The sequence below is a fragment of the Streptomyces sp. UF-297 genome (genome assembly GCF_058245575.1).
In genome coordinates this window covers 52041-66961 of sequence record NZ_JBSIBZ010000035.1, presented here as the reverse complement: position 1 = coordinate 66961, position 14921 = coordinate 52041, and the positions used below count along the sequence as shown (strand labels likewise).

The following is a 14921-nucleotide window of genomic DNA, read 5'->3' as shown; positions in this document are numbered from 1 at the left end:
GCCCGGGGCCCGTGTCCTGCTCGCCGCCGCCGTTGCGGGCGCGGCAGGTGCCCCTGCCGCACAATGGGTGCGACAAAGTCCGTACGGAGCAGATACGGCGAGCCGGTCCGCGACCGGCCACTCCAGCACCCATGAGCAACACGAGCACCAGGAGCGCCACCATGACCCCGCCGCCCCAGAACAACCCCCAGCAGCCCTTGCGGATCAGCGTCGACGCCCAGTCCCCGGACGCGCCCTTCGAGCAGGTACGCGCCCGGATCGCCGAGCAGGCGCGCAAGGGAGCGCTGCCGGTCGGCTTCAAACTGCCGACCGTACGTGGCCTGGCGGAGGAACTCGGCCTGGCGGTCAACACCGTGGCCAAGGCCTACCGCGCACTGGAGTCGGACGGCGTCATCGAGACCCGCGGCCGCAACGGCACCTTCATCGCGGCCGCGGGCGAGGCCGCCGACCGCGAGGCGGCCCAGGCGGCCCAGTCCTACGCCCAGCGCGTCCACCGCCTCGGCCTGGACCGCGGTGCCGCCCTCGCCGCCGTACAGGAAGCCCTGCGCGCCACGTACGGCGAGCAGCGGTGAGCGCACCGCTCCTTTCGCCGCCCGCCAGGAAGGGACTCCCCGGATGATCGCCCGCCTCGAATGCATCGCCCTGGACTGCCCGGACCCCCACCGGCTCGTCCACTTCTACGCCGCCCTGCTCGGCGGCGAGGTCAACCGCCCCGACCCGCGCTGGACCGTCGACGACGCCTGGGTCACCCTGCACCTCGACGACGGCGCGGTGCTCGCCTTCCAGCGCGTCGCCGACCACCGCCCGCCCCGCTGGCCCGACCCCGAGCGCCCCCAGCAGTTCCACCTCGACCTGGAAGTGACGGACCTGGCGAGCGCCCACGAACAGGTACTGGCCGAGGGCGCCGAACTCCTGGATGCCGCCAACGAGTCGGGACCTCGCGGTTTCCGGGTGTACGCAGATCCTGCAGGTCACCCCTTCTGCCTGGTCAAGGCGCTCGATGCCTAGCGCGCACCCGCAGGTTCCAGGGCCCGGCACGGCGCTCGTCCGCCGTCCAGGACCGCGTCTGGCCGAGGGGCTGGTGACGCACATCGACCGGCAGCCGGTGGACCGTGACCTGGCGCTGCGTCAGTGGGAGGCGTACGTGGCGGCGCTGGACGCGCACGGCTGGCAGACCGTCGAGGTCGACCCCGCCGACGACTGCCCCGATGCCGTCTTCATCGAGGACGCCTTGGTCGTCTTCCGCGGCACTGCCCTGATCACTCGCTCCGGAGCGCCTTCCCGCAGGCCCGAGACCGAGGCCGTCGAGCGGACCGCGAGGGCGCTGGGCTGCGCGGTCGCCCGCGTCCACGGGCCCGGCACGCTGGACGGCGGCGATGTCCTCAAGGTCGGCGACACGGTCTACGTCGGTCACGGCGGCCGCACCGACACCGAGGGGATACGCCAACTCCGCGCTGCCTTCGAGCCCTTGGGCGCGCGCGTCGCCCCCGTACCGGTGCGCACCGTCCTCCACCTCAAGTCCGCGGTCACCGCCCTTCCCGACGGCACCGTCATCGGCCACCCGCCCCTCGTCGACGACCGGGGCGCCTTCCCGCGCTTTCGGCCCGTACCGGAGGAGCCCGGATCCCATGTGGTGCTGCTCGGCGGCGGGCGTCTGCTGATGTCGGCCGCCGCGCCGCGGAGCGCCGAGCTCTTCGCCGGTCTCGGATACGAGCCGGTGCCGGTGGACATCAGCGAGTTCGAGAAGCTGGAGGGCTGTGTCACCTGTCTCTCCGTACGCTTGCGCCCCCGGCCGACCGGCTCTGACCGCGCATAGGGTGACGCCATGAGCAACCTCGATCTCAGTCCCGCACCCAGCCCGTGCGGAGGGGGCGGCCGCACCGGGCCGGTGCGTGAACTCCAGCCCGGCAAGCAGGTGCCCCTCGGCGAGAGCACGGTGGTGCGGCGGCTGCTGCCCAACCTCGGCCGCCGCATGATCGGCGCGTGGTGCTTCGTGGATCACTACGGCCCCGACGACATCGCCGACGAGCCGGGGATGCAGGTGCCGCCGCACCCGCACATGGGCCTGCAGACCGTCAGCTGGCTGCACGAGGGCGAGGTGCTGCACCGCGACAGCCTGGGCTCCCTGCAGACCGTACGCCCCCGCGAACTGGGCCTGATGACCTCCGGGCGGGCCATCTCCCACAGCGAGGAATCCCCGCGCGAGCACGCCCGCCTCCTGCACGGAGCCCAGCTCTGGGTCGCCCTGCCCGACGAACGCCGCACCATGGCGCCGACGTTCGAGCACCACAGCGACCTCCCCGTGATCACGGGAGGCGGCGGCCTCAGCGCCACCGTCATCCTCGGCGACCTGGACGGCGCGGCCTCGCCCGGCACCGTCCACACCCCCCTCGTCGGCGCCGACCTCACCCTGGCCCCCGGCACGGACACGCGCCTGCCCGTCGACCCCGACTTCGAGTACGCGGCCCTGACCATCTCCGGCGAGAGCGAGATCGACGGCGTCCGCCTGGCCCCCGGCTCGCTGCTCTACCTCGGCTGCGGCCGCACCGAACTCCCCATCCGCTCCGACGTCTTCAGCAGCCTGCTCCTCCTGGGCGGTGAGCCCTTCGAGGAGAAGATCGTCATGTGGTGGAACTTCATCGGGCGGTCCAACGAGGACATCGCACAAGCGCGTTCGGACTGGATGCACGGCAGCCGCTTCGGTGAGGTGAAGGGCTACGACGGCGCTCCGCTGCCCGCGCCCGAACTCCCGCCGGTGCCGCTGAAACCGCGGGGGCGGGCGCGCTGATCAGGCGGTCAGCAGCAGACGCACGAGGCGGGTGTCACGCGGTAGGGCCGGTTGCAGTCGTCGGGTGAGGTGGCCGTCAGTGCCGTCTGCTGTGGCGTGGTGGCCTGCGAAGGCGCTGTCAGGGCCAGTCCGCCGCCGAGTGCGGCGGCCGCCGTGACAAGTCCGAGGCGCTTGAACCACTTCATGCCGATCCCCCGATCCTGTGTTCGCCGGCCCTTCCGTTCTACCGCAAGGGAGGGCGATCCGGGCCTGAAGCCAGGGGTCCGCATGCGGCTCACGGCGTGGTACGCGCGCGGTGCCGGCGTACCGCGTCGCGGTTGGCGCAGCGCGGGGAGCAGTAGCGCTGGCGCCCGGTGGGGGAGGTGTCGGCGAAGATCGTGGTGCACTCGGCCACGGCGCAGCGCCGGAGCCGGTGCATGCCCCGGCCGGCCAGGTGCAGTGCGGTGCCGACGGAGATCAGCGCGAACAGCAGGGCGCCGAGGGGCTGTTGGTCCTCGCGGTAGTGCAGGTGCCAGCCGGTGCCGGCGTGGTCCGTCAGCCGGGGGTGGGCGGTGGCCGTTGCCAGCATCCGGTTGAGCAGCTCCGCGCGCTCCTGGTCGTCGGGGGCGTCGACGATCTGCTCCCACGCGTCCAATGCGGCCAGGGCGTGGTCCAGGTCCTGCGGTGTGACCGGGCGCTCCAGCCTCAGCCCGGCGGCGCGGCAGCGGTCCGCCAGCTCTTCGGCGCCGGCCGGGCGGCGATTGGCCAGGTCCGCTGCGAGGTTCACCGCATCTGCGCCGTAAGGGTTGAGCTGCATAAGGCTATTACAGCAGTTTGGTCGGCATGACCATGAAGCAGAGTGCTGGGCACGAGGCGCAGGTACGGCAGGCGACGGAGGACGACATCGCGGAGCTGGTGCGCCTGCGGGCGTTGTTGTTCGAGACCCTCGGCGGGGATTTCTTCAACCCGCCTTCTGAGGCGGATGATTGGCGGGTTGCCGCGGCTACGGCGCTGAAGGAGCAGCTGACGGCGGACTTGGCGCGGATTCTCGTCGTGGACGGTGACAACGGGCTCGCGGCCTGCGGCATCGGCACCGTCGACCAGTGGTTCCCCGGGCCGCACAACCGCAACGGGCGGGTCGGGCATGTGATCGGCGTCGTCACCGAACCGGCGTACCGGCGGCGCGGTCACAGCCGCGCGATCATGCAGAGTCTGCTCGACTGGTTCCGGGAGCGCGAGGTCTCCCGGGTGGATCTGTACGCCTCACCCGGCGGCGAACCGCTTTACCGCGCACTGGGATTCACCGACCACCCCGACCCCGCGCTGTATTGGCGCCCCTGACGGATAAGGGTGATCAGTCGCGCGGCGGACGCTGCTGGGCGGGCGCCTCGCGCATCATTGCCGTGGCCCGCGCGGCGATGGCCCTGAGCCATGCCTTTCTGATCACGCCGCCGAAGGGGTGGACCAGCAGATGCCAATAGGGCCGGAACAGGTTCCGGGTCCTGCGGTCCAGGGCGATGACGCGGGTTTCCGTCCCCAGCAGCGTGTGCTGCCCGCGACTGACGGCGCGGAAGGTGATCGCTGCTTTGAGATACCCGGGGCTGCTGAACTCACGGAATTGTTCCGGGCTTTCGAGCCGTACGAACGGGGCGGTGGGCTTCCACCATTGGCCCGCCGCGCCCGAGACCGTTTCCGCACCGGCGATTTCCCCGAGCGGAACGAACTTGTCGGCCATGGAGTCGAGCAGCGTCTCGGGCCGTTTTGAGTCGAGGCTCGCGCGCCCCAGGGCGCGCATGGGCCAGGAGCGCATGGCCATGAGAAAACGTGCCACCGGGATGTCATGCGGCGTCAGGGACTGGAGCGCCTGCCATACCACTTCGGGCGGCGCGGCCACGGTCAGCGTATGCACCTCGCGGAAATCCCACCGCGGCAAAGCGGAATCGATCAGCATGGGCTGCCCCCTGTTTCCCGGTGTCCCGATGCGTTGGACTCTACTCGCCGCGTCCGCACGCGCGATGATGAGCGCCGGTCGTTGCGGGACGCCACCGGCTTGAGCAGCGTGTACGCCGTGTGCGCACCCTCGACGTCGGCCTGGAAGTCGACCAGGTCGGCGTGGCTGTGCCGCTCCTCCTCGCCGGTGACCTTGCCGGTGGCGACCTCGTCGAGCAGCTCCTTGCTCCAGGTCGCCCGCCGCGACGGCGTCGGTGAACACCTCGGCCTTCGGCAGGGTCTGCTCGGCCTGCTCCAGGGTGTACTGGCGGTACGCGGCCACCGCGGCGTCCAGTTTCGGGTCGCGCCGGACGGCCTTGCCACCGGTGGCCCTGACCTTCTGCCGGATGCCGTCGCCCCGCATCCCGGGCTTGCAGGCGATCTCGTGGTCGCCGGCCTCGACCTCCGCGGTGATGTTCGCCCGGTGCCCGGCGCCGATGTTCTCCCGCTCGGTGACGATGCGGTCGTCGGGGAAGAGGAGGTAGACCTCGGTGACCTTGGATCCCTTGTTGTCCACGGCCAGTTGGACAGGGCCCGCGGGGAACTCCTTCCTGGACACCTCGCAGGAGGTGTCCAGCCTGGAGCGAGGCGGGCCTGACTTAGCCCAGCCTCGCCTCACCTCTACCCGCGTGTGGGGCGATCGAGCCCGCGATTACAGATACAGCCCCGCGTCCGCCCCCGTGTCCTGCGAGGGGACCGAGGCGGGGCGGGTGCCGCGCCGCAGGGCGAACAGCTCGGCGAGGGTGGCGCCCTCGCGGGTCAGGCCCTTGTCGGTGCCGAGCCAGCCGACCGCTTCCGTACGGGTCAGCGGGCCGACCTCGATACGCGCCAGGCAGCGCCCGGGGCGGACCACCGCGGGGTGCATACGTTCCAGGTCCTCGTTGGTCGTGACGCCGACCAGGACGTTGCGGCCCTGGCCCAGCAGGCCGTCGGTGAGGTTGAGCAGGCGGGAGAGGGCCTGGCCCGCGGTGTGCTTGGCCTCGCCGCGGATCAGTTCGTCGCAGTCCTCCAGCAGGAGCAGCCGCCAGCGGCCCTTGCCCGTGACGCTGTCGTCCTCGCCGATGGCGATGTCCATGAGGTAGCCGACGTCGTTGAAGAGACGTTCCGGGTCCAGGACGCAGTCCACCTGGCACCAGTCGCGCCAGGAGCGGGCGAGGGTGCGCAGCGCCGAGGTCTTGCCGGTGCCCGGCGGGCCGTGCAGCAACAGCAGCCGGCCCGCGATCTCCTCGGGGGCCACCTTCATCAGCCGGTCCAGCGCATCGGCCACCGGGGCGGTGTAGTTGGGGCGGATCTCCTCCCAGGTGCCGGCCGCGATCTGCCGGGTCGTGCGGTGCGGGCCGCGGCGCGGGGAGTAGTACCAAAAGCCCATCGAGACGTTCTCCGGCTGCGGCTCCGGCTCGTCCTCGGCGCCGTCCGCCGCCTGCCCCAGCACCTTCTGGGCCAGCTCGTCGGTGACGGCGGTGACCGTCACATCCGCGCCGCGGTTCCAGCGCGAGACCAGTACGGTCCAGCCCTCCCCTTCGGCGAGGGTGGCGCTGCGGTCGTCGTCGTGCGCCGAGCGCAGCACCTTCGCGCCCGGCGGCAGCAGCGTCAGACCCGTCTTGACGCGGTCCACGGAACGGCTGCGCGCATGGGGCTGCTCACCGTTGGCGAACCGCCCCAGGAACAGGGCGTCGACGACATCGGAGGGGGAGTCGCTGTCGTCCATGGTCAGTCGGATCGGTACGGACTCCTCGGCGGCGGACGGCTGGACTTTCTCGGCACACATGCCGCCATGATCCGGCAAAGGAGGCCGCCGCGTACACGGAATTAGCGCGTGTCACGCTCCCGGGCCCGCGCGTACGGCGATTCACCGCCCGGCCGCGCAACCGTTACCGCCAAAGGGCCGCCCGCCGTGCGGCGGGCTGGCTACCCTTGCCCGTTGTGGGACGTCATGGTGGGGATGGCACGGAACGTCACGGCGGGGGCGGCGCGCGGCGGCCACGGCTGAGGCGCTGGGCGATCGGCACCGGCCTCGGCGTGGGCGTGGTCGCGGTGGCCATGGCGCTGGTGATGTACGGCTTCCCGCTCGGCGCCGACGGCGACAAGGGCGGATCCGACGGGCGCAGTGCGCCCACGACCGACCCCAACTCGCCCAGGGCGCAGGTCGGCTGGGGCTTCACCCACACCCAGTACAGCGCGGACCGCGGTACCGGCGAGGCCCGGGCGGAGGCCGCCCGGCTGCTCTCCGCCGACCCGATGCCGCAGAACCAGCACATCATGGGCTGGGGCGCGCAGAACCCCGAACCGCGCCCGGGCAGGTACGACTTCAAGGACCTGGACCGCCGGATCGCGCTGATCCGCAGAACCGGCGGCACGCCCGTGATCACCCTGTGCTGCGCCCCGGACTGGATGAAGGGCGGCAAGCCCGGCGCGACGGACTGGCGCACCCTGGAGAAGGCCCCGAGCCCCGCGCACTACGAGGACTTCGCCAAGCTCGCGGGGGTGGTCGCCAGGCGCTACCGGGACGTCAAGCACTTCGTGGTGTGGAACGAGTTCAAGGGCTTCTTCGACGAGGACAAGAAGCGGTGGGACTACGAGGGGTACACCCGCCTCTACAACCTCGTGTACTGGGAGCTGAAGGGCATCGACGCCTCCCTCCAGGTCGGCGGGCCCTATGTGGTGATGGACAGTTACGCGCCCGACGACACGACGTACGCCTCCGGGCTGAGGGGGCCCTGGGGGAGCGTCGACCGGCGCACCATCGACGCGATCGAGTACTGGAACGAGAACAAGGCGGGCGCCGACTTCGTCGTCGTGGACGGCTCCAGCTACACCAAGGACGACCGGTACGTCCCCGATGAGTTCGCCGCCACCCGGAAGTTCGCGGACGTCGGGCGCTGGCTGCGCCGGACGACGAAACTGCCGCTGTGGTGGGCGGAGTGGTACGTGGAGGTCGCCGACGGCAACGACGACCGCAACGGCTGGGCCGAGAACCACCGCACCGCCGTCCAGGCGGCGGCCCTCATCGAGATGGCCCGCGGCGGCGCCACCAGCGGCTTCTACTGGAACCCGGAGAACGAGAACGGCGACTGCCCCGGGTGCCTGTGGAGCAGCACCCAACTGCAGAACGGGGGAGCACAGTTGCCCATGATGCGGCTGCTCTCCCGCTTCGGCCGCGAGTTCCCGCCCGGCACCCCCTTGCGCACGGTCGAGATCGCCGCCGACGACCGCCCCAACGTACGCGTCCTGGCCGACGACACCGCGGTCCTGGTCGTCAACACCCTCGACCGCCCCATCCAGGCCCGCGTCGACGGCCAGCGGTTCACCATGGCCGGCTATGAGATCCGGTGGCTCAAGCGCACTTGACGAAGAGTCAGTTACTACTAAGCGCCCGGCTCAGGACATCGTCACGAAGCGCTGGATGAGGGAGGCCAGGAAGACCAGGAGGAGGGGGAGGGCGAACCAGTACGAGCTCTGCAGCCAGCGCAGGCGGCGTACGGTCGGGGGCACCGCGACCCGTACCACCTCGCGCGTCGTCAGCAGCACGATCAGGGCCAGGGCGGCCAGGCCGCCGATCACCGACCACGGCGTCCAGGTCACCCGCGGGCCGATGGGGCCCGGTTCGGGCTGCGGTACGGGGCCCTTGGGCTGCCGTTTGAGTTCGTAGAGAGCCGCGTGCTCGTTGGAGACCACCGGGCGCAGGTCCTGGCGCCCGTCCAGCGCGGCGCGCAGCCGCTTCTCCCAGCCCTCGGCGTAGCCCGCCGAGAGGCGCAGATACTCCGACTGGCCGCGGTTGACGATGAGATAGGACTGCGGGCCCGCCGCGCGCAGGGCCTTGACCAGCGGGTCGACCCGGACCGGGTCGCGCGGCGCGAGGAGGGGCTCGTAGGCCACCCGCTCCATGTCCCTGGCGCCCCACGGCATGGCCGGGGTGACGTTCTCGACGGGGTCCTCGCTCATCCACAACAGCCGTACCGTGGGCCGGTCGTGGGCGTAGACATAGTCCATCGCCGCGACCTCGCCGGGCCGGATCCGCTCGAAGGGCTCGTTGCCCCAGCGCGCCACCAGGAAGCCCAGCATGAGGACCAGCCCGGCCATCAGAGCGGCGAGCGGGCCGAGCCCCCGGCGGGGGCCCGCCGCGCGCGGGAACAGTGCCAGCGCGCCCAGGACGCAGGCGCCGGGCAGCGCGAACATGAAGACCCGCAGCGCCATTTCGCCGCCGTAGGACTGCATGCCGAAGCCCAGGAACGGCACGAACGTCAGCACCAGCAGCGAGCGTTCGCCGAACCCGGCCCGGCGCCGGCGCAGCAGACCCCAGCAGGCCAGCGCGAGCACCCCGGCCGCCAGCAGGACCCGGGTGTAGAGCACCAGCTTGTGCACGCTGCTGCCGCCCGCGATCCGCCCGGTCACCGAGGAGGAGACGTTCCCGCCGATGCCGCCGATGCCGCCGAACAGCTCGTCGAAGTGCCCGGACCAGTACGGCTCCGCCAGGAACCCGATCCACACCACGACCATCACGCCGAGCAGCAGCGGCAGCCCGTACAGCGTCGAGCGGCGGGCGAGCACCAGGACGGTGAGCACCCCCAGCATCACGAACGGGGTGAGCTGATGGCCCGCGACGGACGCCGCGAACAGCGCGATCAGCACGGCCAGCAGCGCCGCCCGCTGTCCGCGCCCGGCCCGCCGCACCTCCGCCTCGCCGGGCCAGCGCTTGGCGCGCAGCACCCGCGGCTCGCGGAACCACACCAGCAGGATCGCCACGAAGGCCAGGTAGAGGAGGTAGGTGAAGCCCTGCGGGGAGAAGTAGTCCTGGCCCACCCAGCCGCACAGGGCGAACAGCCAGGCCGCGGTCCACTTCGCCCGCCAGCTCGCCCGTACGGCCTTCAGCAGCAGGAACATCGGGGCGAGGTACAGGAGTTGGACCATGAGGGGCCACCAGCGCAGCACCTCGGTCATATCGGTGACGCCGCACGCCTGGGCGAGGAACTGCACCCCGGCGAAGAAGCCCGGCCAGCTCCAGCGCGCGTCCAGGTCCGGCACGGCGGTGCCGGTGCGGCCGATGTAGTCCAGGAAACCCAGGTGCTGCCAGGCCGTGGCGAAGCGCGGCTCGGCCTCCAGGACGGCGGGCAGGGCGTGCAGCGCCACCACCGTCAGCAGCAGGACCGTGGTCAGCAGCGCGCGCCGCGGCGCGGGCAGCCACAGCGCGGACACGAAGGACAGCACCAGCAGGGCGGCGCCCAGCAGGGTGGCGGTGGGCAGCACGGAGATCAGGCCGAGCCCGCCCATGCGGTTCAGGTCGGCGTCGCCCATGCCGCGCAGCGGCACCCAGAACAGGATCAGCGCGAGGCCGAGCAGCGCCCACAGGACCGGCTCGGGGCGGCGGGTGAGCCAGGAGGCCCGGGGCGGGGCCGCAGGCCTCCCGGGCTCGGGCGGGGCCGGCTCGGGGATGACGGATTCGTCGGGCGGGGCGTCCTCGGGTGAAGTGGCCTCGGCCCGTGCCTGCGCCGGTGGTACGGCAGCGGCCCGGGCCTCGGCGGGAGCCTTGACCCAGGTGGGGCCCGAGGACCCGGCGGGCATGGCGAAGACGTCGGTGCTGTCGGTGCCGGCCTCGCGTTCCGGCGCCGGCGGTCTCACATCCGGTCTGCGCTCCAGATGGTCGAAGTCCACCCGTACCCCCAGCGGCATGGTGTCCGCGTCGCCCAGCGTGCGCTCGGCCCAGGTCGGCCGGTGCGCCTTGTCCGCCGCGGCGTCCCCGGCCTGTCCGCCGGGGCCGTCGAGCGCCGTGGCGCTCACCCGCAGCGCGGGCGCGTCGCCGAGGTCGCCGTGTACGGCGAGGTCCGCCAGGTCACCGTCCGGCGCCAGGCCGTCCGCCGGTGTCTTCGTCAGGGGGGCCGAGGCGCGGCCCTTGAGGATTCCGTACAGCTTGACCGTGGCGATCGAGACGATCACCGCGAGCGAGCAGACCTCCGCGACGCCCGCGCCCGCCAGGCCCATCCGCGGCAGCAGGATCAGCGTCAGACCCAGCACGAGCACGCACAACAGGCCCTGGAGGTAGGCCAGTCCTGAGGTGCGGCTCTGCGCGCGCAGCACCGCGAAGTAGACCTCCATGACCACCCGCAGCGCCGCGCCGACGGCGAACCAGCGCAGCAGCGGGGTGGCGGCGTCCGCGTACCCCCGGCCGAAGACCGCGAGGATGTAGGGCGCGCAGACGAAGAGGAACACACAGACCGGGATCATGATGCGGGCCATGCGGCGCAGCGCGGCGCGGGTGTTCTCCGCCAGCCGCGCCGGGTCGTGCGAGCCCTCGACGGTGAGCGAGGCGCCCATGTTGATCGCCAGCAGGTTGACCGTGCCGCCGATGGTGGTGGTGATGTAGAAGTACGCGTTGTGGGCCGAGCTGACCTGGGCGGCCACGATCACCGGCACGAGATAGACCACGGCCAGGGAGAAGAGCGAGCCGGTGTAGTCGCCGGCCAGGAAGCGGCCCAGCTCGCGTGCGGTGGGCGGCCGGGCGGTGCGCACGGTCGCCTTGACGTGCCGGGGCACCAGCTTGCGGAAGACCAGCCAGCCCAGCGGCAGCACCGAGCAGGCGATGGCCGCGACCCAGGAGACGAAGACCCCGGCGGTGGGGATCGCCGCCGCGAAGGCCACCAGCAGCGCCAGTTTCACGGCCGAGAAGGTCAGATTGCCCACCGGCACCCACAGGGCGCTGCGCAGCCCGGTCAGCACACCGTCCTGGAGGGTGAGCAGCGACCAGGCGATCACCGCCACGATGAAGCCGATGCCGTTCAGCGGCCCGTGCAGGAAGCGGTAGGAGGGGCCCCACAGGTTCAGGGTGAGCAGGAAGACCGTCGCGGCCAGCGCGACGATCACCGAGGAGCCCGCGTACGTACGCAAGACCAGCCGGCCCGTCAGCCGGCCCGCGACCGGGATGAAGCGGGCCAGCGCGCCGGTCAGGGTCACCGCCGTCAGGCCCGCCAGCAGTTTCATCGCGGCGATGGCGGCCGAGCCCTGGCCGACCGCGGCGTCGGTGTAGTACCGGGCCGCGACCAGCCAGAAGCCCAGACCGAGGAGGCCGGAGATGCCCGTGTTGAGCATCAGGGCATAGGCGTTGCGGAACAGCGGGCTGCCACCGCCGCTCCCGGGAAATCGCAGTTTGCGCCCCCCTGCCGCCTGTCGTTCTCTCCTGCTCTCCTCGGTCCGGGTGGTCGTGTCAGACACGAGTTCCGCGCACCTTCCTGTATGTCTGACCGGTCCTGCGGATCACCGCGTACCCCTTGGTCAATGCCCGGTCGGCGGCGAAGGTACGCCCAATGGCGCGCCCTTCGACGATCCGCTCGAACTCCTCGATGCCGGTGCTGCGCCGCACCGTCAGCCGGCGCAGCGCGTACGGCCCTTGGCGCCTGCCCGCCAGGGAGTTGCCGACGGCCAGCGACTGCCGGAAGCCCGCCCCGCGCACGGACTGCCGCACCCGGCGGCTGGAGTAGCCGTACGGGTAGGCGAAGGACCGCGGCGCGCTCCCCAGCTCACCGGCGATGATCTCCTTGCACCGCATCACCTCGAACCACAGCGCGTCGTCCGAGAGCTGGTCGAGCTTGGGGTGGGTGTGGCTGTGCCCGCCTATCTCGGTGCCGCAGGAGGCGAGTTGGCGCACCTGGTCCCAGTCGAGCATGGTGTCCAGGCCGCCGCCGGTGTCGTACGGGCCGCGCAGCCAGCCCGTGGAGACGAAGAGCGTGGCGGCCAGGCCGTGTTCGGTCAGGGCGGGCAGGGCGTGCCGGTGCACGCCCTCGTAGCCGTCGTCGAAGGTGATCAGCACCGGGCGGTCCGGCAGCGGGCCGCCGCCGCGCCAGGCGGCGGCCAGGCCGGAGGTGGTCAGTGCCGTGAAGCCACGGTCCTCCAGGACCGCCATCTGCTCGGCGAACGCCTCGGGGGTGACGGACAGCTCCAGCGCCGCGGGCGTCGGAGCGTGCGCCACCGCGTGGTACATCAGTATCGGTACCGCGCGCCCGTCGGCGCTCATGCGACCGCCTCCCCGCTGTCGGAGCTGCTCGAAGGCCCCTGCTGCCCTGAAGACCCGTGAAGGGGCACGGGAGTTGTACGCCCCGGCGGCCCGGCTTCCGCTTCGCCGCCCGGCGGCCCCGCCACAGCGAAGGCCGTGCCGCGCCTGCGGGCCCGTACGCTGCCGAGCACATAGCCGCCCGTGGTGGCCGCCACGCCCACCACGATCGCCCCGGCCCGGCCCGCGCCGCCCCGGCGCAGCAGCAGCGCGTCCCGCACCCCGCGCAGTACGCCCGCGGGCAGCACCCGTGTGGTGTAGCGCAACTCCGACTCAAGTCCCTTGCCCGCGCCGACACTTCGGGTCACCAGTGCCTTGGACAGGCCCTCGGCGTACGCCCTGCTGCGGAAGTAGGCGAAGCGCTGCCGCCCCGGCGGGACCCGGTGGTGGATCACCGACCGGTCGTCGATCAGGAGTACGGCCCCGGGGGCGGCGCGGCTGAGCCGGATGCACAGCTCCGTCTCCTCGCCGCCCAGCGGCCGCTTGCCGCGGTCCCGGCCGATGCCGGTGGCGAAGCCGCCCGCGATCTCGAATGCCTCCCTGCGGAAGGAGGCGTTGCCGCCGAGCACATTGCGCACCCGCGCCTTGCCCGGCGGCAGCCCGAGGTAGGTGCAGCCCACCACCCAGTCGAACTCCCGGGGGAACCACGCCGGGCGCCGGCCGGCGGCCCACACCGGCTCGGTGCGCCCGCCGACCGCCATGACCTGCGGGTCGGCGTAGGCCTCGGCGAAGTGCAGCAGCCAGTCGCGCTCGGCGACCGCGTCGTCGTCGAGGAAGGCGACGACCTCGCCGGTGGAGCGGGCGACGCCGGTGTTGCGCCCGGCGGACAGGCCGCGCGGCCCGTCGTTGGCCAGGACGTGTACGGACGGCCACCGCGGCGCGGTGAAGTGCGCGCGCAGCCGGGCCAGCAGTGCCGGGTTGTGGTCGACCACGAGCAGCGTCTCGTGGGCGGGGTGGGACTGGTCGCGCACCGAGGCCGCGGCGGCGAGAATGTCCTGCCAGCGGTCTTCGGTGTAGGCGCAGATCACGACGGAGAAGCGGACGCTCAAGACGCTTCTCCCGTGATCACGGCCGGGCGGGTGGGGCGGTTGCGGCGCGCTCTGCGGCTGCCGTGCTCCCGCAGGATCACGTTCAGCACCCGGAAGCCGTCTCTGACCGCGCGCAGGTTGCTCACGCCGTGGATGCGGTTGTACTCGTGGCTGGGGATCTCCTGGACCCGCAGTCCGGCCTTGACGACGCGGATGTTCATCAGCGTCTCGACCTCGAACCCCGCGCAGTCCAGGGCGATATGGTCCAGACAGTGCCGCCAGAAGGCGTTGTAGCCGTAGCACAGATCGGTGTAGCGGGCCCCGAACTTGGCGTTCACCACCGCCGTCAGCACGCGGTTGCCGAGCTTGCGCACCGGCGTCATGTCGTCCGTCCCCCCGCCGTTGGCGAACCGCGAGCCCTTGGCGAAGTCCGCGCCCCCCACCAGCGCGGAGACATAGGAGACGATCTCGGCGCCGTCCGCCGAGCCGTCGGCGTCCACCATCACGATGATGTCGCCGGTGCATGCGGCGAAGCCGCTGATCAGGGCGTCGCCCTTGCCCTTGCCACGCTGCGGGACGACCTTGACGTCCGGCCACAGGTCCCGGGCCACCCGCACCGTGTCGTCCGTGGAGTTGCCGTCCACCAGGACCACTTCATGTATCCACTGCGGAAGGGTCTTGAAGACGTAGGGAAGGTTCTCCGCCTCGTTCATCGCCGGTATGACGACGCTGACGGGCGGGGCGATGGCCAAGTGCGAGGAGACGGGACGGTATTGGACGGGTGCGGGGATCCGCGGCAGCGGATCCGGCTCCGTCTCCACAGGGCGAAGGAACGAGCTCATGAGTCTGTTTCCCTCTCGTCCGGTGGACCGCCCACCCCCGGGCGGTCCATCTGGGTATCCGGGTCGAAAGGGGGGTTCACACCCCGGTCATGACGCCATGGATCTCATGGCAGTGCGAACAGGGCGAGCTGGCATACGTGGTACCGGCCGTGCGGCTCGTGCCTCGATGATCGGAACGCAAAGATCGAGCACGGCACCCCCCTACCGCGCCCCGCCCGGGCCTCGTCGCGACGCTTGAGCCCTCCCCTAGAGCCGCT

The 14921-nt window shown here is 71.9% G+C and carries 14 protein-coding genes and 1 pseudogene; 6 read left to right on the top strand and 9 right to left on the bottom strand.

Going from position 1 to position 14921, the window contains the following annotated elements:
* Window positions 1-161 precede the first annotated feature (161 nt).
* The 4 genes from AC4IJH_RS21085 to AC4IJH_RS21070 are packed head-to-tail and all read left to right on the top strand — an operon-like array spanning window position 162 to window position 2788.
* Window positions 162-572 carry a GntR family transcriptional regulator gene (locus AC4IJH_RS21085; protein ID WP_490853357.1) on the top strand — a complete coding sequence of 137 codons (411 nt, stop codon included), beginning with the start codon at window positions 162-164 and terminating at the stop codon, window positions 570-572.
* 43 nt (window positions 573-615) lie between these two features.
* Window positions 616-1008 carry a VOC family protein gene (locus tag AC4IJH_RS21080; RefSeq protein WP_490853347.1) on the top strand — a complete coding sequence of 131 codons (393 nt, stop codon included), beginning with the start codon at window positions 616-618 and terminating at the stop codon, window positions 1006-1008.
* A complete protein-coding gene (gene ddaH, locus AC4IJH_RS21075) occupies window positions 1001-1816 on the top strand; it encodes a dimethylargininase (RefSeq protein WP_490853346.1) in 816 nt (271 codons plus the stop codon). The genes AC4IJH_RS21080 and ddaH overlap by 8 nt, the downstream gene beginning before the upstream one ends.
* Window positions 1817-1825: 9 nt before the next feature.
* A complete protein-coding gene (locus AC4IJH_RS21070) occupies window positions 1826-2788 on the top strand; it encodes a pirin family protein (protein WP_490853345.1) in 963 nt (320 codons plus the stop codon).
* An 8-nt stretch (window positions 2789-2796) separates the two neighbouring features.
* On the opposite strand, the gene AC4IJH_RS21065 is transcribed toward AC4IJH_RS21070, so the two are convergent.
* The gene (locus AC4IJH_RS21065) at window positions 2797-2973 is read right to left on the bottom strand and encodes a hypothetical protein (RefSeq protein WP_490853344.1); all 177 of its coding nucleotides are present in this window, start codon (window positions 2971-2973) and stop codon (window positions 2797-2799) included.
* Window positions 2974-3062: 89 nt separating this feature from the next.
* A complete protein-coding gene (locus AC4IJH_RS21060; protein ID WP_490853343.1) occupies window positions 3063-3584 on the bottom strand; it encodes a CGNR zinc finger domain-containing protein in 522 nt (173 codons plus the stop codon).
* Window positions 3585-3610: 26 nt separating this feature from the next.
* Here AC4IJH_RS21060 and AC4IJH_RS21055 point away from each other — a divergent pair, with 26 nt between their 5' ends.
* Window positions 3611-4108 (top strand): GNAT family N-acetyltransferase, encoded by a 498-nt coding sequence (locus tag AC4IJH_RS21055; RefSeq protein WP_490853342.1) that lies wholly within the window; start codon window positions 3611-3613, stop codon window positions 4106-4108.
* A gap of 13 nt (window positions 4109-4121) precedes the next feature.
* Here the strand turns inward: AC4IJH_RS21055 and AC4IJH_RS21050 are convergent, their stop codons facing one another.
* From AC4IJH_RS21050 to AC4IJH_RS21040, 3 genes and pseudogenes are all read right to left on the bottom strand, one after another.
* Window positions 4122-4718, bottom strand: a complete 597-nt coding sequence (locus tag AC4IJH_RS21050; RefSeq protein ID WP_490853341.1) for a hypothetical protein — start codon at window positions 4716-4718, stop codon at window positions 4122-4124.
* A 77-nt stretch (window positions 4719-4795) separates the two neighbouring features.
* Window positions 4796-5330 (bottom strand): annotated as a pseudogene (locus tag AC4IJH_RS21045) (imelysin family protein); the annotation flags it as partial.
* A 78-nt stretch (window positions 5331-5408) separates the two neighbouring features.
* On the bottom strand, window positions 5409-6524 hold the full coding sequence (locus AC4IJH_RS21040; RefSeq protein ID WP_490853340.1) for a DUF5925 domain-containing protein: 1116 nt from the start codon (window positions 6522-6524) through the stop codon (window positions 5409-5411).
* Between the two features lie 155 nt (window positions 6525-6679).
* Here AC4IJH_RS21040 and AC4IJH_RS21035 point away from each other — a divergent pair, with 155 nt between their 5' ends.
* Entirely contained in the window at window positions 6680-8104 is a 1425-nt protein-coding gene (locus AC4IJH_RS21035) for a GH39 family glycosyl hydrolase (protein WP_490853339.1), read from the top strand.
* Window positions 8105-8134: 30 nt separating this feature from the next.
* Here AC4IJH_RS21035 and AC4IJH_RS21030 read toward each other — a convergent pair whose 3' ends face one another.
* Genes AC4IJH_RS21030 through AC4IJH_RS21015 form a run of 4 tightly spaced genes read right to left on the bottom strand, consistent with a single transcriptional unit; the run spans window position 8135 to window position 14664 of the window.
* On the bottom strand, window positions 8135-11959 hold the full coding sequence (locus AC4IJH_RS21030; protein ID WP_490853338.1) for a lipopolysaccharide biosynthesis protein: 3825 nt from the start codon (window positions 11957-11959) through the stop codon (window positions 8135-8137).
* Entirely contained in the window at window positions 11952-12758 is an 807-nt protein-coding gene (locus AC4IJH_RS21025) for a polysaccharide deacetylase family protein (RefSeq protein WP_490853337.1), read from the bottom strand. Before AC4IJH_RS21025 ends, AC4IJH_RS21030 begins: the two co-directional genes overlap by 8 nt.
* Window positions 12755-13843 (bottom strand): glycosyltransferase family 2 protein, encoded by a 1089-nt coding sequence (locus tag AC4IJH_RS21020; RefSeq protein ID WP_490853336.1) that lies wholly within the window; start codon window positions 13841-13843, stop codon window positions 12755-12757. The genes AC4IJH_RS21025 and AC4IJH_RS21020 overlap by 4 nt, the downstream gene beginning before the upstream one ends.
* The gene (locus tag AC4IJH_RS21015) at window positions 13840-14664 is read right to left on the bottom strand and encodes a glycosyltransferase family 2 protein (RefSeq protein ID WP_490853335.1); all 825 of its coding nucleotides are present in this window, start codon (window positions 14662-14664) and stop codon (window positions 13840-13842) included. The genes AC4IJH_RS21020 and AC4IJH_RS21015 overlap by 4 nt, the downstream gene beginning before the upstream one ends.
* Window positions 14665-14921 lie beyond the last annotated feature (257 nt).